At 53.3% G+C, this 26038-nt stretch carries 29 protein-coding genes; 20 read left to right on the top strand and 9 right to left on the bottom strand.

Annotated elements, in window-relative coordinates; translation table 11 throughout:
• Nucleotides 1–27: 27 nt before the first annotated feature.
• A complete protein-coding gene (locus tag HX448_RS01010; RefSeq protein ID WP_102331257.1) occupies nt 28–864 on the bottom strand; it encodes an IS1 family transposase in 837 nt (278 codons plus the stop codon).
• Nucleotides 865–1133: 269 nt separating this feature from the next.
• Between HX448_RS01010 and HX448_RS01005 the strand changes: the two genes are divergently transcribed.
• Together HX448_RS01005 and HX448_RS01000 are read left to right on the top strand one after the other, a co-directional pair.
• Complete coding sequence (locus HX448_RS01005) at nt 1134–2057, top strand: hypothetical protein (RefSeq protein ID WP_102331256.1); 924 nt, start codon at nt 1134–1136, stop codon at nt 2055–2057.
• Between the two features lie 3 nt (nt 2058–2060).
• A complete protein-coding gene (locus HX448_RS01000; RefSeq protein ID WP_102331255.1) occupies nt 2061–2510 on the top strand; it encodes a type II toxin-antitoxin system VapC family toxin in 450 nt (149 codons plus the stop codon).
• Here the strand turns inward: HX448_RS01000 and HX448_RS00995 are convergent.
• Nucleotides 2479–2754 carry a hypothetical protein gene (locus HX448_RS00995; RefSeq protein ID WP_102331254.1) on the bottom strand — a complete coding sequence of 92 codons (276 nt, stop codon included), beginning with the start codon at nt 2752–2754 and terminating at the stop codon, nt 2479–2481. The genes HX448_RS01000 and HX448_RS00995 overlap by 32 nt on opposite strands.
• Nucleotides 2755–3054: 300 nt before the next feature.
• Here HX448_RS00995 and aroF point away from each other — a divergent pair, with 300 nt between their 5' ends.
• From aroF to HX448_RS00945, 10 genes are read left to right on the top strand one after another with little or no spacing between them, the layout of a single operon-like run.
• Entirely contained in the window at nt 3055–4104 is a 1050-nt protein-coding gene (gene aroF / locus HX448_RS00990; protein ID WP_102331253.1) for a 3-deoxy-7-phosphoheptulonate synthase, read from the top strand.
• A 4-nt stretch (nt 4105–4108) separates the two neighbouring features.
• Nucleotides 4109–5185 carry a 3-dehydroquinate synthase gene (gene aroB, locus HX448_RS00985; RefSeq protein WP_102331252.1) on the top strand — a complete coding sequence of 359 codons (1077 nt, stop codon included), beginning with the start codon at nt 4109–4111 and terminating at the stop codon, nt 5183–5185.
• Entirely contained in the window at nt 5185–5838 is a 654-nt protein-coding gene (aroD, locus tag HX448_RS00980) for a type I 3-dehydroquinate dehydratase (RefSeq protein WP_102331251.1), read from the top strand. Before aroB ends, aroD begins: the two co-directional genes overlap by 1 nt.
• The gene (locus HX448_RS00975; RefSeq protein WP_102331250.1) at nt 5835–6665 is read left to right on the top strand and encodes a shikimate dehydrogenase; all 831 of its coding nucleotides are present in this window, start codon (nt 5835–5837) and stop codon (nt 6663–6665) included. Before aroD ends, HX448_RS00975 begins: the two co-directional genes overlap by 4 nt.
• Nucleotides 6662–7192, top strand: coding sequence for a shikimate kinase (locus tag HX448_RS00970; RefSeq protein ID WP_102331249.1), 531 nt, complete (start codon nt 6662–6664; stop codon nt 7190–7192). Before HX448_RS00975 ends, HX448_RS00970 begins: the two co-directional genes overlap by 4 nt.
• Nucleotides 7173–8435, top strand: a complete 1263-nt coding sequence (gene aroA / locus HX448_RS00965; protein ID WP_102331248.1) for a 3-phosphoshikimate 1-carboxyvinyltransferase — start codon at nt 7173–7175, stop codon at nt 8433–8435. The genes HX448_RS00970 and aroA overlap by 20 nt, the downstream gene beginning before the upstream one ends.
• A complete protein-coding gene (gene aroC, locus HX448_RS00960) occupies nt 8428–9525 on the top strand; it encodes a chorismate synthase (RefSeq protein WP_102331247.1) in 1098 nt (365 codons plus the stop codon). Before aroA ends, aroC begins: the two co-directional genes overlap by 8 nt.
• A complete protein-coding gene (gene pheA / locus HX448_RS00955) occupies nt 9522–10601 on the top strand; it encodes a prephenate dehydratase (protein ID WP_102331246.1) in 1080 nt (359 codons plus the stop codon). Before aroC ends, pheA begins: the two co-directional genes overlap by 4 nt.
• On the top strand, nt 10601–11494 hold the full coding sequence (locus HX448_RS00950; RefSeq protein ID WP_102331245.1) for a prephenate dehydrogenase: 894 nt from the start codon (nt 10601–10603) through the stop codon (nt 11492–11494). The genes pheA and HX448_RS00950 overlap by 1 nt, the downstream gene beginning before the upstream one ends.
• A gap of 28 nt (nt 11495–11522) precedes the next feature.
• Nucleotides 11523–12728: a hypothetical protein gene (locus HX448_RS00945; RefSeq protein ID WP_102331244.1), complete on the top strand. Its 1206-nt coding sequence runs from the start codon at nt 11523–11525 to the stop codon at nt 12726–12728.
• A gap of 63 nt (nt 12729–12791) precedes the next feature.
• On the opposite strand, the gene argC is transcribed toward HX448_RS00945, so the two are convergent.
• On the bottom strand, nt 12792–13811 hold the full coding sequence (argC, locus tag HX448_RS00940; RefSeq protein ID WP_102331243.1) for an N-acetyl-gamma-glutamyl-phosphate reductase: 1020 nt from the start codon (nt 13809–13811) through the stop codon (nt 12792–12794).
• An 83-nt stretch (nt 13812–13894) separates the two neighbouring features.
• Between argC and HX448_RS00935 the strand changes: the two genes are divergently transcribed.
• Nucleotides 13895–15079 (top strand): aminoacetone oxidase family FAD-binding enzyme, encoded by a 1185-nt coding sequence (locus tag HX448_RS00935; RefSeq protein WP_102331242.1) that lies wholly within the window; start codon nt 13895–13897, stop codon nt 15077–15079.
• A 100-nt stretch (nt 15080–15179) separates the two neighbouring features.
• Here HX448_RS00935 and dnaK read toward each other — a convergent pair whose 3' ends face one another.
• The 6 genes from dnaK to HX448_RS00905 all read right to left on the bottom strand — a co-directional run bounded on the left by dnaK (nt 15180) and on the right by HX448_RS00905 (nt 20621).
• Nucleotides 15180–17093 (bottom strand): molecular chaperone DnaK, encoded by a 1914-nt coding sequence (dnaK, locus tag HX448_RS00930; protein WP_102331241.1) that lies wholly within the window; start codon nt 17091–17093, stop codon nt 15180–15182.
• A 72-nt stretch (nt 17094–17165) separates the two neighbouring features.
• Nucleotides 17166–17675, bottom strand: a complete 510-nt coding sequence (locus tag HX448_RS00925) for a nucleotide exchange factor GrpE (RefSeq protein WP_102331240.1) — start codon at nt 17673–17675, stop codon at nt 17166–17168.
• A gap of 74 nt (nt 17676–17749) precedes the next feature.
• On the bottom strand, nt 17750–18793 hold the full coding sequence (gene hrcA / locus HX448_RS00920; RefSeq protein WP_102331239.1) for a heat-inducible transcriptional repressor HrcA: 1044 nt from the start codon (nt 18791–18793) through the stop codon (nt 17750–17752).
• Nucleotides 18794–18865: 72 nt separating this feature from the next.
• Nucleotides 18866–19768, bottom strand: a complete 903-nt coding sequence (locus HX448_RS00915) for an RluA family pseudouridine synthase (protein WP_102331238.1) — start codon at nt 19766–19768, stop codon at nt 18866–18868.
• A complete protein-coding gene (lspA, locus tag HX448_RS00910; protein WP_162485914.1) occupies nt 19769–20242 on the bottom strand; it encodes a signal peptidase II in 474 nt (157 codons plus the stop codon).
• A 13-nt stretch (nt 20243–20255) separates the two neighbouring features.
• Nucleotides 20256–20621 (bottom strand): TraR/DksA family transcriptional regulator, encoded by a 366-nt coding sequence (locus tag HX448_RS00905; protein WP_102331236.1) that lies wholly within the window; start codon nt 20619–20621, stop codon nt 20256–20258.
• A gap of 225 nt (nt 20622–20846) precedes the next feature.
• On the opposite strand from HX448_RS00905, the gene HX448_RS00900 reads away from it, so the two are divergent.
• The 7 genes from HX448_RS00900 to HX448_RS00870 all read left to right on the top strand — a co-directional run bounded on the left by HX448_RS00900 (nt 20847) and on the right by HX448_RS00870 (nt 26029).
• A complete protein-coding gene (locus tag HX448_RS00900; protein ID WP_102331235.1) occupies nt 20847–21272 on the top strand; it encodes a Fur family transcriptional regulator in 426 nt (141 codons plus the stop codon).
• Nucleotides 21273–21274: 2 nt separating this feature from the next.
• Nucleotides 21275–22189, top strand: coding sequence for a metal ABC transporter substrate-binding protein (locus HX448_RS00895; RefSeq protein WP_162485913.1), 915 nt, complete (start codon nt 21275–21277; stop codon nt 22187–22189).
• A 43-nt stretch (nt 22190–22232) separates the two neighbouring features.
• The gene (gene lgt, locus HX448_RS00890; RefSeq protein ID WP_102331233.1) at nt 22233–23018 is read left to right on the top strand and encodes a prolipoprotein diacylglyceryl transferase; all 786 of its coding nucleotides are present in this window, start codon (nt 22233–22235) and stop codon (nt 23016–23018) included.
• 21 nt (nt 23019–23039) lie between these two features.
• A complete protein-coding gene (locus tag HX448_RS00885; protein ID WP_102331232.1) occupies nt 23040–23894 on the top strand; it encodes a metal ABC transporter permease in 855 nt (284 codons plus the stop codon).
• Nucleotides 23887–24687, top strand: coding sequence for a metal ABC transporter ATP-binding protein (locus HX448_RS00880; RefSeq protein ID WP_102331231.1), 801 nt, complete (start codon nt 23887–23889; stop codon nt 24685–24687). The genes HX448_RS00885 and HX448_RS00880 overlap by 8 nt, the downstream gene beginning before the upstream one ends.
• A gap of 102 nt (nt 24688–24789) precedes the next feature.
• Complete coding sequence (locus HX448_RS00875) at nt 24790–25056, top strand: hypothetical protein (RefSeq protein ID WP_102331230.1); 267 nt, start codon at nt 24790–24792, stop codon at nt 25054–25056.
• 58 nt (nt 25057–25114) lie between these two features.
• Nucleotides 25115–26029 (top strand): dihydroorotate dehydrogenase, encoded by a 915-nt coding sequence (locus HX448_RS00870; protein ID WP_102331229.1) that lies wholly within the window; start codon nt 25115–25117, stop codon nt 26027–26029.
• Nucleotides 26030–26038: the final 9 nt, after the last annotated feature.

Genomic DNA, 26038 nt, shown 5'->3' with positions numbered 1-26038 from the left:
CTTGCCCCGCATTATAACTACGGGTTGCTATCCTAGCAACCCGATAACGTCCTCAAAAGACCAAATCCGGTTAGTGACACCCGCCGCCATCGCCGGTGTTCTCGGATAAGGATTAGCAAGGCTCTTATGAGTCCTGACGAAGTTGTAGTGAAAGAAGTAAAGAGCCAGGGCGTACATGTGATTCTCTAGCTTCTTTGAAAAGGCGTTAGTCAACCTGGTGAACCGTCTCATGCTCATTCTCATTGTAAGGTTCTGACGCTCGATGTAGCTGGTGGACACTTTGCTTTCGTCGGGATTGCCCTGAATAACCGTCTTAATCGTTCCGGTACACTGAGCGGGGCTATATCGTCTCTGCCCCTCAACCGTCTCCCCATAGAGTTTAACTAGTTGAGCAAAGTCGATTTCAGAACCGAAAGCATTTTCAACCGCATTGAGATACATCTTATGACCGTCGGTGGTTAACTGGACTCGGTTAGCCAGCCTACCCTTGAGATCATTGATAAAATCACAGGCATTTTCGGCATCCCTAGCACCTACATGCCAGCAAGGGGTTAGCTTAGTGTCAGCGTCGATAGCTACGAAAGTCCAAACATCGCCATAACCGAATTGCCCTTCGTGTTCGGCGGGGACATTCTTGGCCTTAGAATAAACGAAGCTCCAAATCTCATCGCATTGTAGCTTCTGGCAAGTCAGATTTCGCATAACCTTATCCTGATAATCCAAGCAAGCAGAGCCAAGCTCGGTTAGCAGTTTGACCACGGTGTTGACCGCTACGCCTGTCATTCGGGCGGTGCTTCTGAGCGAGTTCCCCTCACAAAGGGCTTTCACTATCTGGACTCGGCGGTTAAGGTCTAGCTTGTTCATCTTCGTGTCCTAAATTCTAATTGACTATATTATACTTGAGCGTATATGCTTTGTCAAGCATTATTTAGTCAATTTGGCTAAAATACAAAAAAATAATAGCAGAAACAGTCTCAGGCCATTGTTACCTGAAAGAGCTTCTGCTATTATTTTGTCAGGTCGAAACTAAATAGTGTTTTGTAGGCCGTAAGTGACACAAAGCTGCGCTAACAACTTTGTGCCTCCCTTTGCGGATAGTATATCACGCTATCAAAAGGGAGGGCAATAATTTTATGAGCGAAAATTCCTTACTTAGATTCAAATTTGAAGGCGACTCAATTCACGATGGCCGAATTTTGTACGATGATTTGTCCACCTTTGTCTCGAATATAAGCCTTACAATCGATAGAATAATCAACCGGTTACAGACTGGGGAATCAATTAAAAGTGGTAGGCCTTCAAAGACAGCCCAAAGCCTTTCCGCATTAGAAATCGTGTCCGTTAGAAAAGGTAGCTTTGCCATTGAACTCGACCTACGGCGAAACGGGCATCAATTCCCTGGTTGGGATATGGGAGAGCAAGCTGTAGACATTCTTTTGAAGGGGATAGGAGCCATTGAGGAAAGTAAGCCCTTACCGGTTGAATTTGATCATGGCGTTCTTATTACGTTGCGTGATGCCGGGAAAATAATTGACCGGGGAATTCAGAACGTCAATCTGAATTCTCACAGTCCTTTCGGCGTGCGTAAAGCCCAATATAGTAAACCTGTTAGGGAACAGGTTATCACTAAAATCAATAGATTCGAGCAGTCTTTTGCAACTATAGAGGGGCGAATAACCTCTGTTGATGCCAAAGAAGACAGGTTAAGATGTCGGATTGAGCCTTCTTTTGGAGAACCTACGCTATGCCAATTTGATGAGCAAATGGCTGAAAAGATATTGAGCTTGGTTCGGAAATTCGTTCAGGCACGTGGCGAAGCAAATTACGACGTCGTCACTGGTAAAATCACGATGCTGTATATCAAGGACTTGGAACTGGTCGAAGAATCACTCGGAGGCGGAACTAGCTCGCCGGTTTCATCTTTCTGGAAAAATGTTAAGTTCGATGAACTAGCTTCTCAACAAGGGATTTATCCGGTCAGTGATCTTAAAGTGATTATGGGGGGGTGGCCTGAGGATGAGGATATCGACGCGTTTTTAGCCTCTATTCGGAGCTAGAAGTTGATAATAACGACGCCTTCAGAATTAACAAAGCCAAGAATCTTAGTTGATACGGACGTTGTTTCCTATTTGCTTAAAGCAGATACAAGAGCTGAGTTTTATAAGCCATTTTTATTGAATAAAACTGTGGCAATATCGTTTGTAACAATAGCTGAGTTATATTATTGGGCATATTTAAGGGCTTGGGGACAAGCAAAGGTAGCTCAAATGGAAGCTACGATTAAAAATTATGTTGTCCTCCCGTATGATTACTCTTTGTGCCAGCAATGGGCAACGATTAAACATGATGGTGCCAGAAATGGACACCCAATGGACAATCACGATAATGATTGTTGGATAGCTTCTACGGCACTGCTCCACGATTGTGCTTTAGCCACCAACAATAGACGCCACTATGAATATATCAATGGCTTAGATATTATTTGCCCGTCTCTTTTTGAGACCATCTAGCCTGAGCCGCTTTTCTTCCGATTTCCTTTCGTTGTTCAGGAGTCAGCTTTTCAGCCCTAGCCTTCCCGCCCTTTTTACCGCCTAAGCGTCCTAGCGCGACAGCGGCGGCGTTTTTGCCATCAGGGGTGAGTGCTTGCTCCGGTTCTTTAGCAGGCTCAGGCTCGCCTTCTGTGGCTTGCTGGACTACCCTAAAAGCGGTAATGGCGAAATCGGTTTCCTTTTTCTTGCTTGAGCGTTTAACCATGCTTAAAGAGTATCACTTAGACTGTTAGCCCGTCAACGATTTCGGATTTCAAACTGATACACTACCTTCCCCTCGCCTTCCTTGACAACTCCATTGGGCCGTGTTATCTTCTACGAAATGTCTGTTCGCAAATATTACGCCTATTACTACTTTACCTGGTGCCCGCAGGGCACGTCGGGGAGGTACGCCGTAGTCGCGTAACAGCATCAGCAATAAAACAAAGGCACAAATCCTCCCAAGTGGAGGATTTTTCAGTTTATAGGGAATCCAAACGGAAATCAGGAAAGGAAACAAAAACAAATGATCATCATGAAAAAGGATGCCACCGCGGAGCAGGTGCAGCACGTCATCGACGAGGTCGCCAAGATCGGCCTGCGCACCGATGTCTCCCGCGGGGCTTATCTCACCATCATCGGCCTCATCGGCGACGAGAGCAAGGCGGACTTTACCCACCTGGCAGCCCTTCCCGGAGTAAAGGAGGCCAGGATGATAGAAGCGCCCTATAAACTGATCAACCGCGAATATTCCAGCGCCTACGGCGAGACGGGCACTCGCTTTGTCAGGGTCGGCCAGATCGAGTTTGGCGGAGATGAGCCGGTATTTATCGCCGGGCCATGCGCCGTCGAGAACCGGGACGACCTGTTCCGTATCGCAGAGAAGTGCCAGGCCGCCGGGGCTCAGGTACTCCGGGGCGGTGTCTTCAAACCCCGCTCCTCAGTCCACTCCTTCCAGGGGCTCGGTTCCGCCGGTACCGAGGAAGCGATCGAGGCTCTCACCTGGCTTAGGGATGCCGGACGGGAGTTCGGCATGCCGGTGGTCACCGAGGTTCGCGGCGAGGCCCAGGTGGATCTGGTGAGCCAATACGTGGACATGATTCAGATCGGCGCCCGCAACATGTACGACCAGGATCTGCTTCAGACCGCTGCCCGTAAGAACTTACCGGTGATGTTCAAGCGCCACTTCGGCGCTTCTATCGAAGAGTTTCTATGCTTTTCCGAATATATCGCAGCTGAGGGCAACAAAGATATCATCCTGTGCGAGCGCGGCATAGTGCCCATGGGCAAAGGAAAGAATTTCACCCGCTACATGCTCGATCTGGCCGCCGTGCCGGTGATCCAAAAAGAAACTTACCTGCCGATCATCGTCGATCCCAGCCACGCCACCGGCCGCCGCGATCTCATCCGCTCAATGAGCCTGGCCTCGATAGCCGCCGGCGCCGCGGGCCTTATGATTGAAGTGCATGATCATCCGGAAGATGCCCGCTGCGATGCCGCCCAGATGATCCATCCATCCGAACTCAAGGAAATCATCGCTTCGGCGCGACAGCTGAGAAGGATTGCCGTAAAATAGCGCCATGTCAGATCCCCAGATTACCATTGACCTTGGCGACCGCAGCTACCCTATCCACATAGGCGCGGGCATGCTTGGGCATTTGCCGGAACTCTTGACCAGGGCCGGTTTCACTGGCAGGTTAATGCTGGTCACCAATCCTGTCATCGCCGAACTCTACGGCAATCGTCTTCTTGGGATGCTACGGACGGCCGGATTCGATCCTGAACTCATTCTTGTCCCCGAGGGTGAAGCCTACAAATCGCTCGTAACCGCCGGGCACCTTTATGAAGGCCTTTCAAAAAAGCATGCCGAACGCGGCACCCCAATCATAGCTCTTGGCGGCGGTGTCATCGGCGACCTCGCCGGGTTTGTCGCCTCCACCTACCAGCGCGGAGTGCCGTTTATTCAGGTGCCGACGACTTTGCTTGCCCAGGTAGATTCCAGCATCGGCGGCAAGGTGGCCGTTAATGTCGGCAGGCTCAAGAACATGGCGGGAGCTTTCTACCAGCCGAAAATGGTGGTTACCGACATCTCCACCCTGACGACTCTCCCTCTGGAGGAGTTACACAACGGCCTCGCCGAGGTCATCAAGTCTGCTATCATCGCCGACCCTGAACTTTTCGCCTTCCTTGAAACTGATGTGTCCCGAATTCTCAACCGGGAACCTGAGGCGCTTTCATTTATCGTTGAGCATTCGGCCGTGGTCAAGGCTCGCATAGTTGAACAAGATGAACGCGATGAAGGAGTCCGCAATCTGTTGAACCTGGGCCATACCTTCGGACACGCCATAGAGACCATCACCAAATTCGAAATGAAACACGGCGCCGCCGTTGCCGTTGGGATTGCCGCCGCTGCTCGATTGTCACGCCGACTCGGTTTGCTGCCCGTCGAAGACTATGACCGCGTTACCAAGGTCATAGCTGACGCTGGATTGCCGATTACTTTTAATGTAAACCGGCCCGGAGCTTTCGTTGAAGCGATGGGTCATGACAAGAAAAAAATTGCCGGCAAGTTAAAATTCATTCTCCCCGCAGGTATTGGCAGTGTCATACTACGAGATGACATTGACCCTAACCTGGCTGTTGAGGCACTTACTTAATGAGACTGAAGATTTGCGGTGTCATCACCGAACCCGACGAGGCGGCGATTCGAACCGCCGCGCCACTGGTCAATCTTTTTGAGGTCCGTATCGATCTCATTGGTCAAGATTGGCCGGCCATCGCCGAAAATCTGAACAAGCCCTGGATCGCCACCAACCGCCTGGCTTCCCAGGGCGGCAAATGGCAGGGTTCAGAAAATTCGCGTCTGGAAGCGCTTATAAAAGCTCTTGACCTTGGAGCATCCATAGTCGATCTGGAGCTGGTCACTTCCAGCGTGGTGGATATGATTGCCGCGGTCAAGAAGAAGGCTCGTTGTCTGATATCACACCATGATTTCAATGGTACTCCGTCACCTGAAGTATTGCCGCAACTTGTAAAACGGCTGACGGCAGCTGGCGCCGATATCTGTAAGCTGGTGACCACCGCAAACTCCATCGATGACAGTCTCAGCTTACTGGGACTATACGACCTGTTCCCAGACAAAAGTCTGGTCGCCTTCGCCATGGGCGAGGCAGGTGTAATAAGCCGGGTTATGGCGCCCCTTTGCGGAGCTGAATTTACCTACGCGGCCCTCGACTCCGGCCAATCATCGGCACCCGGGCAGTTGACAGTATCTCAATTGGCAGAGATTTATAGGCATTTGAAGGTATGATCGACGAAAATACCAGGATGATTGCTCTTCTCGGCAACCCGGTAGCCCAATCAGTGTCTCCTGCGATGCAGAACGCCGCCTTCCGGGCGTTGGAGCAAAAATACATTTATCTCGCCTTCCAAGTCCCGCCGGCAGCCCTGGGCGAAGCCATAAATGTCGTTCGTGGGCTCGGCTTTAGAGGCGCAAATATCACTATTCCGCATAAGACGACGGTAATCCCGCTTTTGGACAACACCGATCCCCACGCCAAACGAATCGGCGCTGTGAACACCGTCTTAAACGAGAACGGAAAACTCACCGGCTACAATACCGACGCCCCGGGTTTTCTTGTCGCTCTCAGGCGAGGTGGCTTCGAGCCTAAGGGAGAAAAGGCCGTGGTTCTCGGTGCTGGAGGGGCGGCCCGGGCTGTGGTATTTGCATTGCGGGATGCGGGTACCACCATCGCCATCATCAACAGGTCACATGAATCTGCTGTGAATCTTGCCAGGGAAACCGAGTCATCAAGCTTCGAGCTGTCTGAATCGGGACTGAGGTCAGCTATGGCCGGGTCCTCGCTGGTGGTGAACACTACCAGTCTGGGTATGAGCCCCAATGCAGGCTCTACACCCTTGCCAGTTCAATTTCTGCGGCAGGGTCTATTCGTATTCGACACGGTGTATCGTCCCCGGCAAACCCGGTTGCTCAGAGAAGCCGAGGCCGCGGGATGCAAAATCCTGGGCGGCCTCGAGATGCTCGTCGAACAGGGTGCCCTCGCCTTCGAACTTTGGACCGGTAAAACGGCGCCCCGGGACGTCATGCGTCAGGCCGCCGCCGAGGCGCTGAGTTGAAAGGCAATGTCGCCTTAATCGGCTTCATGGGTTCGGGCAAGTCCACTGTCGGAAAACGCCTGGCGCGCCGTCTCAACAGAGAGTTCATCGAGACCGACAGGCTCATCGAGGATCGTGCCAGAATGCCTATTTCAGCCCTATTCCAGGAGCAGGGCGAGTCTGGTTTCCGCGATGTCGAGGAGGAGGTACTCAAAGATGTCTCTTCCTCCGCCCAAAATGCCATCATCGCCTGCGGAGGAGGTATCATCCTGAGGCAGGCTAATATCGATCGATTGAAACTGTCTTCGGTTATCGTATACCTTGAAACAGATACCGCAGCCTTGAAGGAACGGCTGAGCTTTTCACGCAAGCGTCCGCTACTTAATCGCCCCGACCGGGACAAGATTATTGAAGAACTCCATGAAGCTCGCTGCCCCCTTTACCAAGCGGCAGCCGACCTCATCGTCAAAACTGGAAACCGCCCTTTCGCCGCCGTCATTAGCGAAATTATCGAGAGGCTGGGAATAGATGAAAGCGACCATCGCTAAAGGCGCTTCGGGTGGCATCGTGGCAGCCCCGCCTTCCAAAAGTTACACCATCCGGGCTTTGTTCGCCGCGGCACTGGCTGAAGGTGAAAGCCGTATCAGCAATCCGTTGATCTCCGATGACACCGAAGCCGCTGCCGAGGTCCTTACTCAACTTGGTACAAAGATCGAACGAAATCCGGGGCACTGGAGCATTTCTGGGGGTTTGCTCAAGCCACTGCACGAGAAGTTGAACTGCCGCCAGTCGGCCGCCACCTTACGTTTTCTGGCTCCTGTATGTGCCATGCTTGAGGGCACCAGCCGCATCTCTTTCGCTCCTGGCCTTGCGCTTCGCCCGATGAGTCCATTGTTGGATGTCTTCAGCCAAATGGGTGTTCCTTCGGAGTTAACTGATAACCATCTCAATATCTCCGGTACCGGCGGCAGATTAAAAACGAATACGGTCACTCTACCCGGCAACATCAGTTCCCAATTCATCTCCGGGCTATTGTTTGCCGCGCCCTTGGTGAAACGCGGATTAAGCATCAACCTCATCACCCCTGCCGAATCTAAAGACTACCTCAAAATGACTCTCTCCTGCCTTTCACATTTCGGTATTGGTGTTGAAGCCAATCAAGAACTCTCCGAATTTCGAGTTGCGCAGCAATCGTATAAACCGACGGATTACAATATCGAAGGCGACTGGTCGAGCGCATCTTATTTCCTCGGTTTGGGCGCGATCGCCGGCAAGGTGACGGTTACAGGGTTGAACGAAAACAGTTTCCAGGCCGACAAATTCGTGTTAAACTGCTTAGGCCGTATGGACGCCCGGGTGAACGTCGAGAAGGATGCGATAATTGTCTCGCCATCGCCTCTCCAACCCCTTCAAGCCGGTCTCAATGAGGCAATCGATTTGTTGCCGACGGTTGCATGCCTGGCGGCAGTGGCGGGAGGCCGGAGTTCTCTCATTGGCATCGAACGAGCGCGCCTCAAAGAGTCCGATCGGGTAGCGGTTGTGGCTAAGAATTTGAAGCGCATGGGTGTTGAGATCATCGAGGAACCTGATCGGTTGACGATCGGTGGCGGTTATCCTCGCGGCGCGATAATTGACAGCTTTGGTGACCACCGCATTGCCATGGCTTTCGCTACGTTGGCCACAGTCTGTGGCGATACGGTGATAACCGGCGCTGATTGCGTTAACAAGACCTATCCCGGCTTCTGGGAAGATTTCAAACGAGCCGGAGGAAAGGTGACTTTGAGTGAATAATTCACTGGGCGAAATCTTTCGGATCACCAGCTTCGGCGAAAGCCACGGCGATTGTGTCGGGATCGTTATCGACGGCTGCCCGGCTGGCCTTCCGGTCCACGTCGACGAAATTCAACGTGAAGCGGATAAGCGTAAAAGCTCGCGCAACCGCCCGCTCGCAACTGGGCGGCGTGAAGCGGATAAAGTCGAGGTTTTTTCAGGTCTTTTCAACGGCTTCACCACCGGCGCGCCCATCTGTCTGGCGATCTGGAACCGGGACATCGATTCTTCAGAATATGAGAAGATCAAGAATGTCTTCCGCCCCGGGCACGCTGATTTTACGGCATACGAAAAATATGGCGGTTTCAACGATTGGCGTGGTTCCGGGCGATTTTCGGGGCGGATTACTGCTGGATTCGTAATGGCTGGCGCAGTAGCCAGGAAATTGCTTTCAACGATCGGCATCGAAGTTGTGGCTCACACCATCGAAATCGGCGGCGTCAAGAGTAGTCCGCCACAAGATATCGCCTCGATCCGGGCGGCAATGGTCGCGAACGAAGTCTCCTGCGCCGATCCGATCGCCGCTGAAAAGATGATCGACCTCATCAAGGTCACCGCAAAGGACCATGATTCCCTTGGGGGAGTCATCGAAGTAAGGGCTGAGGGTCTGCCGGTCGGTCTCGGCGAGCCGGTTTTCGACACTCTCGAGGGGTGCCTGTCCAAAGCCTACTTCGCCATTCCGGCGGTAAAGGGAGTCGAATTTGGTGCCGGTTTCAGCGTCGCCCGCCTCAAAGGTTCGGAAGACAATGACGCTTTCACTGTCAAAAACGGCAAAGTTATAACGACAACCAACAACCACGGCGGCATTTTGGGTGGCATTTCAAGCGGCATGCCTTTGGTGGCTCGACTTGCTGTGAAACCGACACCATCGATCGGCAAATTACAGCGCACAGTCGACCTTGAGACAAGAGAGCCGACATCCATCGCCGTCGGCGGCCGTCATGATACCTGCATCGTGCCTCGGGCGGCATCGGTTGCTGAATCCATGACTGCCATCGTCCTGGCAGATTTTGCTCTCCGCGCCGGAAGCATTCCGAGGATTCTGAAATGAGCCTTGATGAACTGCGTCGCCGTATCGACCAGCTCGATGAGAACATCGTCAAAATGCTGGCTGAACGTTTGTCTATCGCGGAATCCATCGGTCATGAAAAAGCTGCCGGTTCAACCCCCCCTATAGATCCCGGACGCGAACGCAAAGTCCTCGATCACGCCATTTCAATCGCCTCTGCGGGCGGCATGACATCAGACGAGATAACGGAGATTTATCGCAGCGTGATCAAGTTAGCGCGTCAGCGTCAAGAAGTGAGCGTCGCCTTCCAGGGTGAGGCCGGCGCCTACTCCGAAGCCGCCGCCCTGGATTACTTTGGATCAAGGTCGGTCGCTACGGCGTGCGAGTCGCTCGAAGACGTTTTCAAGAAAGTCGAAAACGGCAACGTCCAGTTCGGCATGATTCCCATCGAAAACTCCGTCGAAGGCAGCATTTCACGTTCGTACGATTTGATGCTGGAATCAGACCTTATGGTTGCCGGTGAGATCAACCTTAGGGTCAATCATTGCCTCATTGGCAATCCCGGGTCGACCCTGGATGGCATCAAGCGCGTCTATTCGCATCCGCAAGCGCTGGGACAGACCGGTCATTTCCTACGACAGCTCCATTTTGAGCTAATCCCGACTAGCGATACCGCCGGCAGCGTTAAGCTACTTAAAGAAAAAGGCATTATGAATGGTGCTGCCGTCGCCTCGGAACGGGCAGCGGCTATCTACGGCATGAAAATCCTGGCCCGGGATATTATGGATAACCCCAACAATTTCACCCGGTTTTTCGCTCTTGGCGGTCATGATGCCCCGCCTTCAGGCGATGATAAAACCTCCGTGGTCTTTGCCGTGAAGCACAAACCCGGTGCGCTCTACGATTTCCTGCGGATTTTGGCCGAACGCAAGATCAACCTTACCAAGATTGAGAGCCGCCCCACTCGCAAGAAAGCCTGGGAATATAACTTCTACCTCGACTTCGAGGGACATCGCCAGGACGAAAAAATCCTTTTTGCCCTTCCTTCTCTTGAGGAGCACACCCTTTTCTTCAAAATCCTCGGTTCTTACCCCAAAGCTAAATCAGAGGGCAATTGATGAACCCCGGAGACAATCAAAAACGGGTTGCGATCGTCGGCGGTTACGGCAAGATGGGCGCCTGGTTCGCCCACCTGGTTAAGTCAGAAGGATTCTCGGTTACCATCATCGGACGCGATAAAGATAAACTTACTATGGCCGCCGTCGAACTCGGGGTGGCTGCGACCGACCGATTCGACAGAGTCACGGCAGCAGACATAGTAATCCTGTCGGTACCGATAGACGCCTTCGAGGACGTGTGCCGCAGCCTTGCGCCGTTTGTTGGACCGGGTCATAAAATCGTCGATCTCACTTCGATAAAAACCAAACCCGTTGAAATAATGCATCGGTATTTCCCCCGTTCCATGGTCCTTGGCGCTCACCCGGTGTTCGGTCCCGGCGCCTCGAGTCTCAAGAGTCAAAATTTCATCCTCACACCGACCGACAACCTTGAAAAGGATTTCGCCGAAAAGATATCCGCATGGCTTGGTAAGCGAGGCGCGCATGTTAGGATAATGCCCCCTGAAGAACACGACTGCCTCATGTCCATCTCCCTCGGTTTGGCTCATTTCATCGCGATCGTCACCGCAGATGCATTGGTAAACTTGGACAAATTGACTGAAATGAACGGAGCCAGCGGCATTACTTATAAAGCACTGCTTACCCTGGTTGAGAGCGTTTTATCTGAGGATCCCAGCCTTTATGCTTCTATTCAATTGAACCTGCCCCAGCTTCCGGAGATTGAGAAGTTGTTTTCACAAAAAGCCGAAGATTGGGCTCAGATGGTCAAAGGGGGTCGACGTCAAGAGTTCATTGACCGGATGAGCCGGCTCAAATCGCGGCTTGAAGCAGCCAATCCCGAATTCGGGAAATCCTATCAGAATCTTTACCGGTTAACTGAGAATCGTCAGTGATTTATCTCAATTTCATCCCCGGGGTTGTATGGGTTTTCTAAAAGGTCTTGGTCTGGCCTTCCTCAGCATCCTGCTCTTTTTGTCAGTTCTTTTGCTTGGAGTTGGAATAACCGTCAACACTACCGCGCTCAACCCGGGATTTATCAATGACCAGATCGAAAGACTGGACATAGCCGGCATTATTAATGAAGAGATTTCCACCGACCCTTCAGCAAATGACCTGCCCCAGACGGTGCGGGCTTTCTTGAACACTGAATTACCCGCTTACTCTGAGCAAATTAAATCAGCCGTTAAGCAAGCCAATGACCGACTTTACGATTACGTGCTTGGCCGTGTGGATACCCTCGATCTTAATAGTGCTATAGGGGATACGGTTCTCGATCCAGAGCTCATTTACCCCCTCGCTGACAAGGTTGATTGGCCTGCAGTGGCGGATGAACTGGTGAGGAAAGAGATCGCCAAGAACGGGGGCGTCGACCCCACTTTCGCCTATCTCCTGGACTACATCGACGATGCCGCCGTGAAACTTGATCCCTGGATTAAATCAACGCTACGGGAAATCGTGCCCCCTATTCATGATTATTTGCTCGGACAGACCCAAACGCTTAACGTTTCAATTTCGTTGGAACAACCGGCAGTTGTTTTGTATTCAACCTTTTTGGATGCCTTCAACCGGTCCCCGCCACCCCAATTATCCGGATCGAGTGCAGCCCAGAAACAGGCAGCGTTCAACAATTTCTTTTTCGTCGAGGTAATTCCCAGTTTGCCGGCGGTGATAGATATCGATCCAAGCTTCTTCGGCGGAGCGCCGCAAGAAATAAACCAGGGATTGGCCGATCTCAGAACAGGGCTTGGCGACGTCAGGACGTTTGTCGCCAGCTATTGGTTAGCCTTTTATGGGCTGATCGTTTTAATTGTTCTGTTGTTCGGACTGTCGTGGTTGATTTTGCGGCGGGTCGAGAAATTACTGCTTTTTAGTGGGATAATACTGTTCATCCTGGGCTCGATTGGATTTGTATCTGTAATTGTTGCTGATTCGATAATTTCCGGGATCGATTTCGGTTCTGTACCTGTGGCAATTCAGACATGGTTGCCCGGTACGGTCCAAAGCGTATTAAGACCGTTCTTGTTTTTCAACATCGCGGGGGGAATCATCGGCGTCGTCGCTATCGTGAGTTCGATCTTAATACGCCGTGATGTCCCGCCACCCAAGCAGACACCAATCCTACAATAACCGGAACCACAATTCGGAATAAAACTGCAAGGAGCCCACGGATTTGTCTAAGACCAGGAAGATCTAAGGGAACTGAGCGATCTTAGATAAACCGGTGTCCTCCGGGAAGCCCAGCATAAGGTTCATGTTTTGGACTGCCTGGCCAGCCGCTCCCTTGATAAGATTGTCGATCGCAGCCACGGCGATCAACATATTGCTCCGCTGGTCGACATTGACGTGAATCAGGCACATATTGGTTCCCGCGGTATGTTTTGTGTGTGGCGGTTCCGCAGTCACGCGGACAAACGGTTCGTCCCGATAGAAATCTTTATAGATCTGCATGGCATCGGCGGCAGTCATGCTCAGATTAACCGAAGCATAACATGTGGCAAGGATTCCACGGGTCATCGGTACTAGGTGCGGAGTGAAAGTTAGCCCCGCCAACGCACGATCGAGACAGGATAATTCCTGCAAAATCTCGGGTTGATGCCGGTGCGACGTGATCGCATACGCGGTGACATCCTCATCAGCCTCGCAAAAGTGCCCGGTGAGTTTGAGGCTCCGACCGGCGCCCGATAGTCCGCTCTTTGCATCAACGATGACGTTTCCGCTCACGATGCCAGCATTTAAGGCCGGAGCAAGAGCCAGAATAGAAGCAGTTGGATAACAACCCGGATTGGCTACCAGATTTGATTGCTGGATTTCCGTCCTGTGGAGCTCCGGCAAGCCATAGATGGCTTTCTTCAAAAGCTCTGGGGCGGGGTGTTTGAAGCCATACCATTCTTCATAAAGAGTGGGATCACTGAGCCTGAAATCAGCGCTGACATCGATGACCTTTGTGCCACGGTTGACAAATGGGATCAATTGGTCGGCGCTTTCATGGTGCGGCAACGCTGAGAACACGAAATCGATGTCACTGAGCTCAGATTGAATGATGAGGTCGAGCGCCGCCATGTGTGGAAATACCTGGCCGATCTTTTGTCCGGCGGCGCTTCTTCCAGTAACCGAGACGAGTTCGATATTCGGATGGCCGGTGAGCAGACGCGCCAACTCTATTCCAGCATAGCCGGTTACATTTAAGATGCCGACCCGAGTTTTTGCCATGGTGTTTCAGTATAGCAGTTTCCTCTTCGGTGTTTCGAGTTGCTTGAGAAAATCGTTCATTTAACGTGTTATCATATAAAAACATGGAAAGTTTCGACACGGCTATAATCGGAGGTGGGGCTGCCGGGATCGTGGCTGCAATCAGCGCCGCTAGTCATGGAAAATCGGCCATTATCCTCGAAAAAACTCCCTTATTGGGGAAGAAGATACTTGCCACAGGCAACGGCCGGTGCAATCTCTTGAATGAGAATCTTGACGCTAGCCGTTACAACTCACCCTCAAGACCCTTGGTAGATTCCATTTTCCAACAATTCGGTAAAGTTGAGATCTTAGGTTTCTTCGAAAGGTTAGGTCTTTCACTATATTCTCAAGAAGGTCGGATTTTCCCCCGGACTAACCAGGCAGCTTCGGTGCTCAGGGTTCTTGAATTGGAGCTGAAACGCCTTTCTGTGCCAATAAAGTTCAATTTCGATTGCCACGCCATTGTTACGTTGCCCGATGGCTTCAATGTAGTTTCGAAATCTGGTGAAACATTAAAGACCAGAAAATTGGTCGTTACCGGGGGCGGGAGGACTTACCCTTCATTCGGTTCCGACGGTAGCATTTATGAACTTGCCCGCCAACTAGGTCACTCCATCGAAGAACCCGTTCCGGTGGTAGTGCCTTTAGTAATCAAGGATCCACTTTGTCATCAGTTGCAGGGACAAAAGATCTTCGCCTCCGCCCGTAGCGTCATCAATGGCGAAATCGGAAATGAAATTCAAGGGGAACTTCTTTTTACCAAGTACGGTCTTTCGGGCACGTGCATCCTGGATGTTTCCGAAGCGATCTCGATCGCCGTAGCCAGACAGGGAAAGACCCAGGTTTTCGTCGCCATCGATATGGTCCCTTTCATGAGTGAGAACTCTTTAAAGGAACAATTGGAACGAAGATGGAATAGGGCGCCGGATGCCGCCGATGTTTTGGTGGGAATACTGCCAAACAAGTTTGGACCTGCCTTTCATAGTTTATTCGACCAGGGGGTTGAGGCAGCGGTCAAATCTTTGAAGCATCGATTATTCAGGGTCACTGCTACCCGGGGCTGGAACGAGGCTGAATTCACCGCCGGGGGCGTCCTGGTTAATGAAGTGATCGAAGGCACATTGGAATCCAAGCTTCAAAAAGGACTCTATTTTGCTGGAGAGGTTCTCGATGTGAACGGCCAGCGCGGCGGATATAATTTGGGCTGGGCCTGGGCTTCGGGTTGGGTAGCTGGGGCTGCGGAATAAAACCGCAAGGCCAGGGCTCGAATTTTGATTTATTGCCATCGGGTGACAAAAAAGGGAGGGCCCTGTGCCCCTCCCTTTTTAAAAATTCATTCGATTCTATCTAAACTTCGCGGAACTCGCCCTCGACGGTGCCTTCATCACCGGGTTTCTTGCCACCCTCTTCACCCGGAGGCGGTTGAGGGCCGGGTGGCGGCTGCTGAGCTTTATAGACAGCCTCTCCGAGCTTTTGCATCGCTTCGGATAGGGATTGTGTCGCCGACTTAATCGCGGCGGCGTCGCTGCCTTGGAGAGCTTGCTTCACCGCTTCAACCTTTGCGGTTATATCGGTGTTAAGATCAGCCGGTACCTTGTCTTTGTTGTCCCTGAGCATTTTCTCAGCCTGATAGGCTAAAGTATCGCCCTGGTTCTTGGCTTCGGCCAGCTCTTTGCGGGCGGTGTCCTCGGCGGCGTGGGCTTCAGCCTCTCGCTGCATCTTGGCTACCTCGTCCTTGGAGAGACCGGAGGAAGCCGTGATGGTGATCTTCTGCTCTTTACCTGTGCCCTTATCCTGGGCTTTGACCGACAGAATGCCGTTAGCGTCGATGTCGAAGGTAACTTCGATCTGCGGCAAGCCGCGGGGCGCCGGTAGAATGCCGTCGAGCATAAATCTGCCCAGGGTGCGGTTATCAGCCGCCATCGGGCGTTCGCCCTGGAGGACATGGATCTCCACGCTCGGCTGGTTATCGGCGGCGGTGGAGAACACCTGGCTCTTCGACGTCGGGATAGTGGTGTTGCGCGGGATGAGCGGCGTCGCCACACCGCCCAGGGTCTCGATGCCCAGGGTCAGCGGCGAGACGTCGAGCAGCAGCACGTCTGAGACCTCACCTTTGATGACGCCGGCCTGGATGGCGGCACCAATGGCCACAACCTCATCCGGGTTGACGCTCATGTTAGGTTCTTTACCAAAGAACTCCTTAACCCGGGCACGGACTAAAGGCATGCGGGTCTGGCCGCCGACCAGGATGACCTCGTCAATCTGAGATGTCGACTTGCCGGCGTCCTGTAGAGCCTGGCGGCAGGGCGCGATGGTCTTTTCGACTAAATCCATCACCAACTGTTCCAGCTTGCTTCGGGTCAGGGTGATATTGAGGTGCTTCGGACCGGAGGCATCGGCGGTGATGAAGGGCAGGTTGATCTCGGTCTGGGCTACCGTCGAAAGCTCGATCTTGGCTTTTTCCGAGGCCTCTTTCAACCGCTGCATGGCCGTTTTATCTTTCGAAAGGTCGATACCCTGGTCTTTCTTATATTCGGCGACCAGCCAGTCGATGACTTTCTGGTCGAAGTCGTCGCCGCCCAGGTGGGTATCGCCATTAGTGGACTTGACCTGGAACGTTCCTTCGCCGAGTTCGAGCACCGACACATCGAAGGTGCCGCCGCCCAGGTCATAAACGGCGACGGTTTCTTCTTTTTTCTTATCGAGACCATAAGCCAGTGCAGCCGCTGTGGGTTCGTTTACGATGCGCAATACTTTGAGACCAGCGATCTGACCCGCGTCCTTGGTGGCCTGGCGCTGGGCATCATTGAAATAAGCCGGTACGGTGATGACCGCCTCGGTTACCGTTTCGCCCAGGAAAGCCTCAGCGTCCGCCTTGAGTTTCTGCAGGATCATCGCCGAGATTTCCGGTGGCGAATATTCTTTACCGCCGAGGGCTACCTTGACCTCGTTGTTCGGACCCTTGACTACTTTATAAGGTTTGCGGCGGGCGTCTTCCTCCACTGGCAGTTCGCGTCCGGCTGGTTCGCCCCACTTTCGGCCCATAAAGCGCTTGATGCTGTAAATGGTGTTTTCCGGGTTCAAAACAGCCTGGTTCTTTGCCTGGCGGCCGACCAGCCGTTCGCCGTTTTTGTTGACGGCAACTACCGAAGGCACCAGCGTCGAGCCCTCAGCCGAGGGAATGACTACCGGTTCGCCGCCTTGAATGACAGCCACCTCAGAGTTGGTGGTACCAAGATCGATACCGACTACTTTAGCCATTGTTTAAACATTCCTCCTTAAAAGCAATTCGATTATACTTCAGCAAATAACGAAGTCCTAAGCTGTTTGGAATCACACTTCAACATCCTCGCATGATACTTTAACCTTGGCGTGGCGCAAGACCTTGCCTTGAAACATATAGCCGGCCTGCAGCTCTTCGACAATAACGCCCTCTTCGCCGTGGCACCTGAGCACTGCTTCATGGAGGCTGGGATCGAAGGTCTCGCCGACGGTTTTGATCTGGGTGATGCCTTCACGGGTCAGCAATTGCCGGAATTTCTTTTCGATCAGTGCCATTCCCTGCACCCACGGCTCTTCCGTGGATTGGGGCGGTACGGCAGCCAAGGCGCGTCCGAAATCATCCAGAACCGGCAAGATGGACATGTAAGCCAGGCTCTTGCCCAGGCCCACACTTTCCGCTTTTTCGACCTCGGAGCGGCGCTTATAGTTGATAAAATCAGCCTGAGCCCGCTTTAAGTTATTGAGATTATCTTCGGCGCGGGCTTTTTCCTGCTCCAGGGCGCCGCGCAAGGCATCAAAATCACCCTCCATGATCCCGTCTCCGTTATGTTCTTGCACCATTAATAATTCCCCTTAAAAAAGCTGCCTGTAATAAATATACCGCCTCAGGCGGTATAGACCTAACCACCAAAAAGTCAGTTGCCGCAGTCAGTCGCCCCAGGCTCTCGGCCGTAGAGTTCCGCCACTAGGGCGCTCATTACTAGGGATAGGTATCGGACCGCGGCGATGGTCTTCTCGTAGTTCATCCGGGTCGGGCCGATGACTCCCAGGGTACCGCGGGCTTCGTTCGGCAACCCGTAACTGCCCAGCACCACCGAGAAATCTCGGATGGTTTCCTCGCGGTTCTCCTGCCCGATGTAAACCTTGACCTCCTGGCCTTGGAACTCTTCGTCTCCCAGCATCGGCCCGAGGCGCCGTTTCTCAACAAGTTCCATTAATGAATGCGCCCGCTGGCTTTTGACAAACTCCGGCTGCTCCAGGAGGTAGTTCAACCCTTCAAGATAGGGTTCCTCGTTGCGCTGCTCGTCTTCAGCTTGCATCATTTTGATGACCGCGGCCTGGACCTTTTTCTCGGTATCCGACAGGATCATGGCAGATTTTTCAATCTGGGACCGCGTCTGGCCATCGAAACTCTCGTTCAGTTTACCGGACATCGCAGCCAGTTCGAACTGGCTGATCGGATTGTCGAAACTTACCAATTGCTGGCGCACCCGTGCGCCCCTTAGGATCAATACCGCCAGGGCAAGATTTTCCTGTAGCGTAACCAATTCCAGGTGGTGGTATTTACTCGAAGTCTGCCTGGGCTGGGTTACTACCGCCACATTGTGCACCCGCTGAGACACCAGTCCCGCCGCCAGCGACAGCCAGTTCTCCATTTCCTTCTCGACCTGGTGGAACAGGTGATTGATCAGGAGCTGTTCGTTGATCGGCAGCTGGGCGTGCTTGATGCTCTCGACATAGTAACGGTAGCCTTTATCGGACGGGATGCTTCCGGCCGAATGGTGTGGCTTCAGGATGTACCCTTCCTCTTCCAGCCGCATCATCTCGTTGCGCACCGTCGCCGAGCAAACATCAAGTCCGCACTCGGCGGCTACCGATGCCGAAGGTACCGGCACGGCGCGCTCGATGTACTGTCGGATGATGCTGGAGAGTATTGTCTCCGATCTTGGATTGAGCATAAATTACACCCGTTAGCAGTCTCCGAGGTCGATTGCTAACAATCGTAATTTAGCACTTTTAATACGGATTTGTCAAGATAGCGGACTGAGTTTAGCCAACCCTGCGGCGAGGTCCGGCGCCAATTCTGACGTAAAGCTAAGCAGAGCGTCGGTTTTCGGCTGTTTGAAACCTAAACGGTGGGAGTGCACAAACTGCCGCAGAAATAGCTCGGATTTCATTCCGTAAGTTTCGTCGCCCACGACTGGAAAACCGATCGCCGCCAGATGAACCCGTATCTGGTGGGTCCTTCCGGTGAAAATTCGCACCTCGACAAAAGTGTAACCCTTGTAATACTGAATCACCCGGTATTGGCTTTTAGCTTCACGTCCGTCTTCGGTCACCGCCATCTTTTTGCGGTTTGCCGGGTGCCGGCCGATGGCGGCTTCGATGATGCCGCTCCTGGGTTCCAGTTTGCCCTTGACCAGCACCAGGTAAGTTTTGGTCACCGTCCGTTCTTTAAACTGCGCCGAAAGCGCCGCCTGAGCTTGCCTCGAGCGCGCCACGACCATCAGCCCGGAGGTGTCCTTGTCCAGCCGGTGGACGATGCCGGGCCGTTCGCCGCCTTCCTCTGCCAGTTCCGGATACTTCGCCAGCAAGGCATTCAACAGAGTCCCGTCAGGGTGCCCGGGTGCGGGATGGGTGGTCAGCCCCCGTGGTTTGTCGATGACCGCCAGGTCCTCGTCCTCATAAATGACCTTGAGGGGGATGTGTTCAGCCGGGTGGTTGCTGGGAGGCGGTAAAGGAATTTCGGCTACGATCCGATCTCCGGTATTCAGCAGATATGATGGTTTTACCGCTTTGCCGTTGACCTTGACGAAGCCGCCGTCGATGAGTTCCCTGACCTTGACCCGGGACAATGTCGGAATTTTCTCGGCAACAAATTTATCCAGTCTGACTTCAGTATTGTCAGAGATCAGCTCGATTTTTTCCGGCATTTATTGGCCCGCTGCTTGCCCGGAGCGAAGGTAAAGGAAAGCGATCAGGATCATGCCGACCACCAGGGAGGAATCGGCGACGTTAAAGGCGGGCCAGGGGCCGGCCCTGAGAAAATCGGTGACCGAGCCGTAATAGGCCCTGTCGATCAGGTTTCCGAGCGTTCCCCCCGCCGCTAAACCCAGTCCGATTCGACCCCAGGTATTCTCCAGGAAACCCAATTTATGAGACACGGTAATCCATATAATGAATAGCAGGGCTGTGCTGCTGGTAACAATTAGGATCGGAATCGAATTTTGGAAAATACTGAATGCTGCGCCCGTATTTTGAGCGTGTATAATCTGAAAAAAACCGTGACTGGGGATCGCTTCCGACAAGGATATATATGTACGGACCAGGTGTTTCGTCAGTTGGTCGAGCCCGACCACCAGCGCCATGACGAGCGCAGATATACCCAGGTTGTTTATTCGAGCCATCAGTGAGGTTGGGTTAACCGGTTCGGTTAAGTTTGGTTTTGCAGGTAACGCACAATTTTGCATAGGGCAATATCTCTAAACGGGCGGGATCTATGGCCTGCTCGCAGTTTTCACATTTGCCGAAAGTTCCCTTATTGATCTTGGAGAGCGCATATTCAACCTCGGCCATTTGGTCAAGGACTCTTTTCTCAAGTGCCAGGCGATTTTCCAGGTCTGCGGTCTCGGTGGCTTCTTCTTCCCGCTTGCCGAAGGGAGAGCCTTCCCGCCTGTCTTCCTGAGGCGCTGAGGCTTTCAGCGCCTCAAGTTGATCGGAAAGGCGGTGGTAATCGGCTTTCAGACGAATAGTTACCGTATCGTAGTTTTTCTTTTCCGTCACCATGTTCGTCCTCCCGGATTGTTCAGCGTTTGTGCCTATGCGCCGCTAAGGCTGAAAATAAGGGAAACAATTCGTAAGCCGGTGTCGGAGTCCGCCTTCGCCGGCAACACTAAGTTTATACGATAACCGGCTGATTGGCAATAATCTCATAACCAGGTGGAAACATTTGAATTTGACACAACAGGCAGCCTCTGTTAAATTTCAATTGAAAATGATTTTCATTTAACTATGACCTATTCCAAAGATTTTGCGGTTAAACTCAAGTCCTCGGGTTATAAATTAACCCCGCAACGGCGCGCCATCATCAGTTCGATACTTTCGTCAGAAAGATCTTTGACGCCCCAGGAACTCCATTCCAGTCTGGTAGAAAAGCACCCACAGATTGGATTGGTAACTGTATATCGTACCCTCGAATTATTGAACCGTCTCGGGCTTTTATGCGAATTCCAGCCCCAGGGCAGCGCCCGGAGCTTCAAAGCGGGCCCGGCGGAACATCATCACCACTTAGTCTGTCGCGGTTGTGGTGAAGTGGTCGATTTCACTGGCCGGTGCCCCATCGAGCTTAAAACGAGTCTTGAACGGGAAACCGGCTTCTTGATCACCGACCATCAACTTGAATTTGCCGGTTATTGCCGGAATTGCAGGGGCAAATAATCGTGAAAAACAGGGCTTTGATCATCATTTTGTCTTCCTTGATTTTGGCATCGAGTTTGGGGGTTGTGTCCGGTTGCGGCAAGGCGGTCAAAACCGGCAAATCGATAGTCGTCACTTATTCGGTCCTCGGTTCTGTCGTAAGAGACCTTGTCGGCGACGCCGCAGTTGTCACGGTTTCCATCCCCAATGGCCAGGACCCCCACGACTGGGAGCCTTCAGCCCGGGACATCGAAACCATCAATAACGCCGATCTGGTCGTAGAAAACGGGCTCGGTCTCGAGGGTGGTCTGGAAAAAACGCTGACCCAGGCTAAAAACGGCGGAGTGAAGTTTTTCACCGCCGCCGACCAAATCGCCGTGCGACATGTCGGCCAGGGTGAAGGCATTCCTTCAGGCGACCCGGACCAGGTCATCGGTGCCCCGGACCCCCACTTATGGATGGATCCGCTGACCATGAGTGACGTTGTGACCGCCCTGGCGCCGGTTCTGAAGGACATTCTCCAGATTGATGTATCCGCCCGGGCGCTTGACCTTGAAAACCGGTTGACTTCCTTGAACTCCGAACTCGCCAGGATCATCGGTCAGATTCCTCAGGCTGAACGTAAACTGGTCACCGGTCACGAATCGATGGGTTACTTCGCCCAGCGGTATGGTTTTAAACTCGTCGGCGTGATTGTCCCCAGCCTGTCCTCTCAGGCCGAGGTTTCAGCCGCCGACCTGGCTGCTCTGAAACAGGCTATTCTAGATAACAACGTTAAGGCTATCTTCACCGAGTTGGGGACGTCGCCGGTTGTCGCTAAAGCTATCGGAGACGAAACCGGCGTCAAGGTTGTAGAATTGACTACGCACGTAATACCCTCCGACGGTTCGTATTTCACCTTCATGCGGGGAGTTGCCGATACGATTACTACTGCTTAAAGTAAACTTGGGTATATACTTTCGCTAAGGAGTCTTTAGCTTAATGTCCTTCCAGATCGGTCCGTTCAACATCCACATGTATGGCGTGATGCTCGCACTGGGCGCCCTTGCCGCCATACTTGTGGCCTACATCGAAGCCAGGCGCCGCGGCGAGAATCCCGACCACCTATTCAACATGGCCCTCATCGTCATCCCGCTGGGAGTCATCGGCGCCCGGCTATACCATGTCATCGATCAATGGTCTTTTTACAGCGCCAATCCTGGCAAAATCATCGGCGGGGAGGGCCTGGGAATATTCGGTGCCGTGGCTGGGGGGCTTCTCGGTCTTATCATTTACACAGGTTGGAAAAAACTGAACCTCTTGCGATGGTGCGATATTCTCGCCCCCGGCCTCATCCTGGCGCAGGGCATTGGCAGATGGGGCAATTTCTTCAACCAGGAGCTATACGGTTATCCCACCAGCCTGCCCTGGGGAATTCCAATCGATCCAGCTCACCGCCTCCCGGGATTCGAGCAGTACACCCACTTCCACCCCTTGTTCCTTTACGAGTCTATCTTGGACATCGCTGGCTTTGCGTTTCTGATGATCGCCGGCAGGAAGCTGAGAGACCGCCTCAAGAACGGCGACATAATGCTCCTGTATTTCATCTGGTACGGAGTGGTCCGTTTCATCCTTGAAGGTTTCAAGATCGAGGTCTGGACCATTGGAGGCATCCCCACCGCTCGTTGGATCTCGGGTGCGCTGGTCATCGGCAGTGCCGTCGTTTTGTGGCTTCGCCATCGTAAGAAAAACACTGTTGTCACCGGCGCCGATGGTTCAGCAGTTTAAGCCTAACGACTATGCAAGAATATGATTGATTTTTTCATTGGACCGTTCGCCAACAACGAATTCATGGTTAAAGCCTTGCTGGCCGGGATTCTGGTTTCCGTTGTATGCGCTATCGCCGGGACTTTCATTGTCCTGAGGGGCTTGGCTTTCATCGGCGATGCCCTGGCCCATGGCGTGCTTCCCGGTATCGCGGCAGCTTTGCTCTTCGGCTTTCCCGGTATCATCGGCGCCACCATCGGAGCCGCCGTCATGATCGGTGGCGTAACGCTCATCACCCAACGCTCGCGGTTATCATCCGATACTGCCATCGGCCTTCTGTTCGTCAGCATGCTGGCGCTGGGCGTTGCTATCGTGTCCCATTCAGGTTCATTCTCCGGGGATCTGACCCGGATACTCTTCGGCGAACTGTTAGGGATTTCCTGGGGCAACATCTGGCTATTGCTGATTTCGACGGCAGTCATCGGCATCGTCGCTGTTGTCTGCGCGCGGCCCTTCATGCTCCTCGCCTTCGATCCGGAACAAGCTCAGGTAGCCGGGTTCTCCTCCAGGAAATACCATTTCCTCATGCTGCTTATGATTGCCGCCACTGTCATCGTGTCCTTCCAGACAGTGGGGACTCTCCTGGTCTTCGGTTTGCTGATTGCTCCGGCCGGGGCGGGTGCCCTGCTCGCTTCAAGGATCAGTATCATGATGCTTTTAGCGGCAATTTTTGGGGCCGTTTCAATGTACGCCGGTCTCCTCATCAGTTACCATTTGAACATAGCCGCCGGAGCTTCGGTCATCCTGGTGGCGGCCGCCATCTTCTTCGCCGTGTTTATTATTAAGAACGTCACCGCTAGGCGGGCTTCAACCGCCTCGGAGGCCGCGCATGGTTAGTGCAGTCACAACCTCCGGCACCGACATTTCAGCCCGCGACCTGGACATCGGTTACGATGGTAATACGGTGGTAGCTGGCATAAACTTCGAACTCACCGAAGGGCGCGCCATCGCACTGATCGGCACTAACGGTTCCGGCAAATCCACTCTGCTCAAGACCATTGTCGGGCTGCTGCCTCCTATCGACGGTCAGATTAAAATATTCGGCGAAGCTCCGGGCGCCAAGCCTAAACGCATCGCCTACTTGGGACAATTTCACGCCTCGGGGTTCGTTTTGCCGCTCCGCGCTATTGACGTTGTGCGCATGGGCCGCTTTCCCGGCAAAGGGCTGATGGGCCGGATGACATCGGAGGACAACGACATCGTCCAAAGCGCCATGACCGCCATGGGCGTGGAAAAGCTGGCCGATTTCCCGCTCCGGGCCATGTCCGGAGGCCAGCAGCAGCGGGTGTATTTGGCGCAGGTGCTGGCCCACCGGGCGGACCTGCTTGTTCTCGACGAACCCACCGCCGGACTCGACGTCGGCGGCCGCGAGCGCTACCTTCAGGCTATAAAAGATGAACTCTGCCGCGGGGCCTCGATCGTCGTCGCCACCCACGATGTTCAGGACGAGGCTTCGTTGTGCCACCAGGTCATGCTGCTGGCCCATCGCGTCGTCGCCCTCGGCCCTCCGGACCAGGTTCTCACCCCCCAAACCCTGCTCGAAACATTCGGCATCGTCATCGGCGGCGACCAGAAGCGCTTTACCGTGCTCGAATGCGTCCATCCCCACGACGGTCACCGTCACGATTAGTCCGTCTTAAACCATGCTCTCTCAATAAATTCGTTCCAGTTTTGAAAAAATGTTAATATCTCTTTCAAAGGTATACTTTCAGGAAAGCGAGGACAGACCTTCATGATTTTCGTGCTCTTTTTCTTCATTATCGTCGCTGGTTATGCTTTCCTTGAATACTATTTCAGGTCGCATGGAGCTAAGGTCACCATGTACGACCGTGTTGTCGGCGGTATCGGCGGCGTCCTGCTCCTGGCCGGGCTTTGGGTTATTATGGACGCCCGCAACGACCTCGCCACCCCGGAATCTTATATCTTCGTCATAATTACCATGTTGCCGGCGATCGCTCTCGGCGCCGCCGCCTGGCTGGCAATTACGAGGCGGAAATAGCTAAATTTTCCCGGAAGTTGGTTGCCCGGCTTGGCAAGTAAGTTTATAATCTTCCCCGATGCCTGATCTCTCCGTTCAATTGCTCCCCGGGCTTACCCTGAAGAACCCCGTCATTGCCGCCTCCGGCACCGCGGGCTACGGAGACGAGCCGAACCGGCTTTACCACATTGCCGACCTTGGGGCCTTCGTCTGCAAAGGCACAACGTTAAAGCCCCGGGTCGGTAACCCCCAACCCCGCATCATGGAAACCGAGAACGGCCTGCTAAACGCCATTGGTCTACAGAATCCGGGCGTCGATTATGTCATCGAGCATTATTCACCTCTCTGGTCAAAATGGCAGACGCCGGTATTGGTCAACATCGCCGGCGAGAGCGTTGCAGATTACGCCGAGATCGCCAAGCGGTTCGACCAAGTGTCAGGAGTCGCGGCTCTCGAGGTTAACATCTCCTGCCCCAACGTAGCCGCCGGATGTCTTGAATTCGGAGCTACACCGGAAGGCGCTGCGGCCGTGACCCGGAAGGTCAAATTGGCCACTTCTCTGCCGGTTATCGTCAAGCTGACCCCCAATACCTCGGACATTGTCGCCTTGGCAGAAGCGGTTGAAAACGCTGGCGCCGACGCGGTTTCGCTCATCAACACCCTCCGCGGCATGGCTATCGATATCAAGAAACGGAAGCCAGTTCTCGGCAACATCACAGGAGGCCTGTCTGGTCCGGCGATCAAACCAGTCGCCCTGGCGATGGTTTGGCGGGTCGCCGGCGCAGTCAAGATACCGGTCATCGGCGGCGGCGGGATATCGAACGCGGACGACGCCATCGAATTCCTGCTGGCCGGTGCGTCAGGCGTCGAGGTCGGTACCGCTGCCCTGGTGAATCCCAGTGTCCCCGACGACATCGTAAAAGGTATCGAAAAATACATGCTACAATGGAAAATGACTGAGATGGCTCAGCTAATCGGCGCCGCCAGGCGCTAATGCAGGAGG

This window comes from Dehalogenimonas etheniformans (assembly GCF_014672715.2).
GTDB classification, from domain to species: Bacteria; Chloroflexota; Dehalococcoidia; order Dehalococcoidales; family Dehalococcoidaceae; genus Dehalogenimonas; species Dehalogenimonas etheniformans.
The sequence above is the reverse complement of the archived record's forward strand: the minus strand, read 5'-3'. Positions and strand labels throughout refer to the sequence as shown.

Coding starts and splice junctions, on each gene's coding strand:
- aroB (WP_102331252.1), top strand. CDS start 4,109: ATGTCAGATCCCCAGATTACCATTGACCTTGGCGACCGCAGCTACCCT.
- HX448_RS00975 (WP_102331250.1), top strand. CDS start 5,835: ATGATCGACGAAAATACCAGGATGATTGCTCTTCTCGGCAACCCGGTA.
- lspA (WP_162485914.1), bottom strand. CDS start 20,242: ATGGCTCGAATAAACAACCTGGGTATATCTGCGCTCGTCATGGCGCTG.
- HX448_RS00905 (WP_102331236.1), bottom strand. CDS start 20,621: ATGGTGACGGAAAAGAAAAACTACGATACGGTAACTATTCGTCTGAAA.
- HX448_RS00880 (WP_102331231.1), top strand. CDS start 23,887: ATGGTTAGTGCAGTCACAACCTCCGGCACCGACATTTCAGCCCGCGAC.
- HX448_RS00935 (WP_102331242.1), top strand. CDS start 13,895: ATGGAAAGTTTCGACACGGCTATAATCGGAGGTGGGGCTGCCGGGATC.
- HX448_RS00885 (WP_102331232.1), top strand. CDS start 23,040: ATGATTGATTTTTTCATTGGACCGTTCGCCAACAACGAATTCATGGTT.
- HX448_RS00870 (WP_102331229.1), top strand. CDS start 25,115: ATGCCTGATCTCTCCGTTCAATTGCTCCCCGGGCTTACCCTGAAGAAC.
- HX448_RS01010 (WP_102331257.1), bottom strand. CDS start 864: ATGAACAAGCTAGACCTTAACCGCCGAGTCCAGATAGTGAAAGCCCTT.
- HX448_RS00945 (WP_102331244.1), top strand. CDS start 11,523: ATGGGTTTTCTAAAAGGTCTTGGTCTGGCCTTCCTCAGCATCCTGCTC.
- hrcA (WP_102331239.1), bottom strand. CDS start 18,793: ATGCTCAATCCAAGATCGGAGACAATACTCTCCAGCATCATCCGACAG.
- HX448_RS00900 (WP_102331235.1), top strand. CDS start 20,847: ATGACCTATTCCAAAGATTTTGCGGTTAAACTCAAGTCCTCGGGTTAT.
- HX448_RS00950 (WP_102331245.1), top strand. CDS start 10,601: ATGAACCCCGGAGACAATCAAAAACGGGTTGCGATCGTCGGCGGTTAC.
- HX448_RS00875 (WP_102331230.1), top strand. CDS start 24,790: ATGATTTTCGTGCTCTTTTTCTTCATTATCGTCGCTGGTTATGCTTTC.
- aroA (WP_102331248.1), top strand. CDS start 7,173: ATGAAAGCGACCATCGCTAAAGGCGCTTCGGGTGGCATCGTGGCAGCC.
- aroF (WP_102331253.1), top strand. CDS start 3,055: ATGATCATCATGAAAAAGGATGCCACCGCGGAGCAGGTGCAGCACGTC.
- pheA (WP_102331246.1), top strand. CDS start 9,522: ATGAGCCTTGATGAACTGCGTCGCCGTATCGACCAGCTCGATGAGAAC.
- HX448_RS00995 (WP_102331254.1), bottom strand. CDS start 2,754: ATGGTTAAACGCTCAAGCAAGAAAAAGGAAACCGATTTCGCCATTACC.
- HX448_RS00915 (WP_102331238.1), bottom strand. CDS start 19,768: ATGCCGGAAAAAATCGAGCTGATCTCTGACAATACTGAAGTCAGACTG.
- HX448_RS00925 (WP_102331240.1), bottom strand. CDS start 17,675: ATGGTGCAAGAACATAACGGAGACGGGATCATGGAGGGTGATTTTGAT.
- argC (WP_102331243.1), bottom strand. CDS start 13,811: ATGGCAAAAACTCGGGTCGGCATCTTAAATGTAACCGGCTATGCTGGA.
- HX448_RS01005 (WP_102331256.1), top strand. CDS start 1,134: ATGAGCGAAAATTCCTTACTTAGATTCAAATTTGAAGGCGACTCAATT.
- dnaK (WP_102331241.1), bottom strand. CDS start 17,093: ATGGCTAAAGTAGTCGGTATCGATCTTGGTACCACCAACTCTGAGGTG.
- aroD (WP_102331251.1), top strand. CDS start 5,185: ATGAGACTGAAGATTTGCGGTGTCATCACCGAACCCGACGAGGCGGCG.
- lgt (WP_102331233.1), top strand. CDS start 22,233: ATGTCCTTCCAGATCGGTCCGTTCAACATCCACATGTATGGCGTGATG.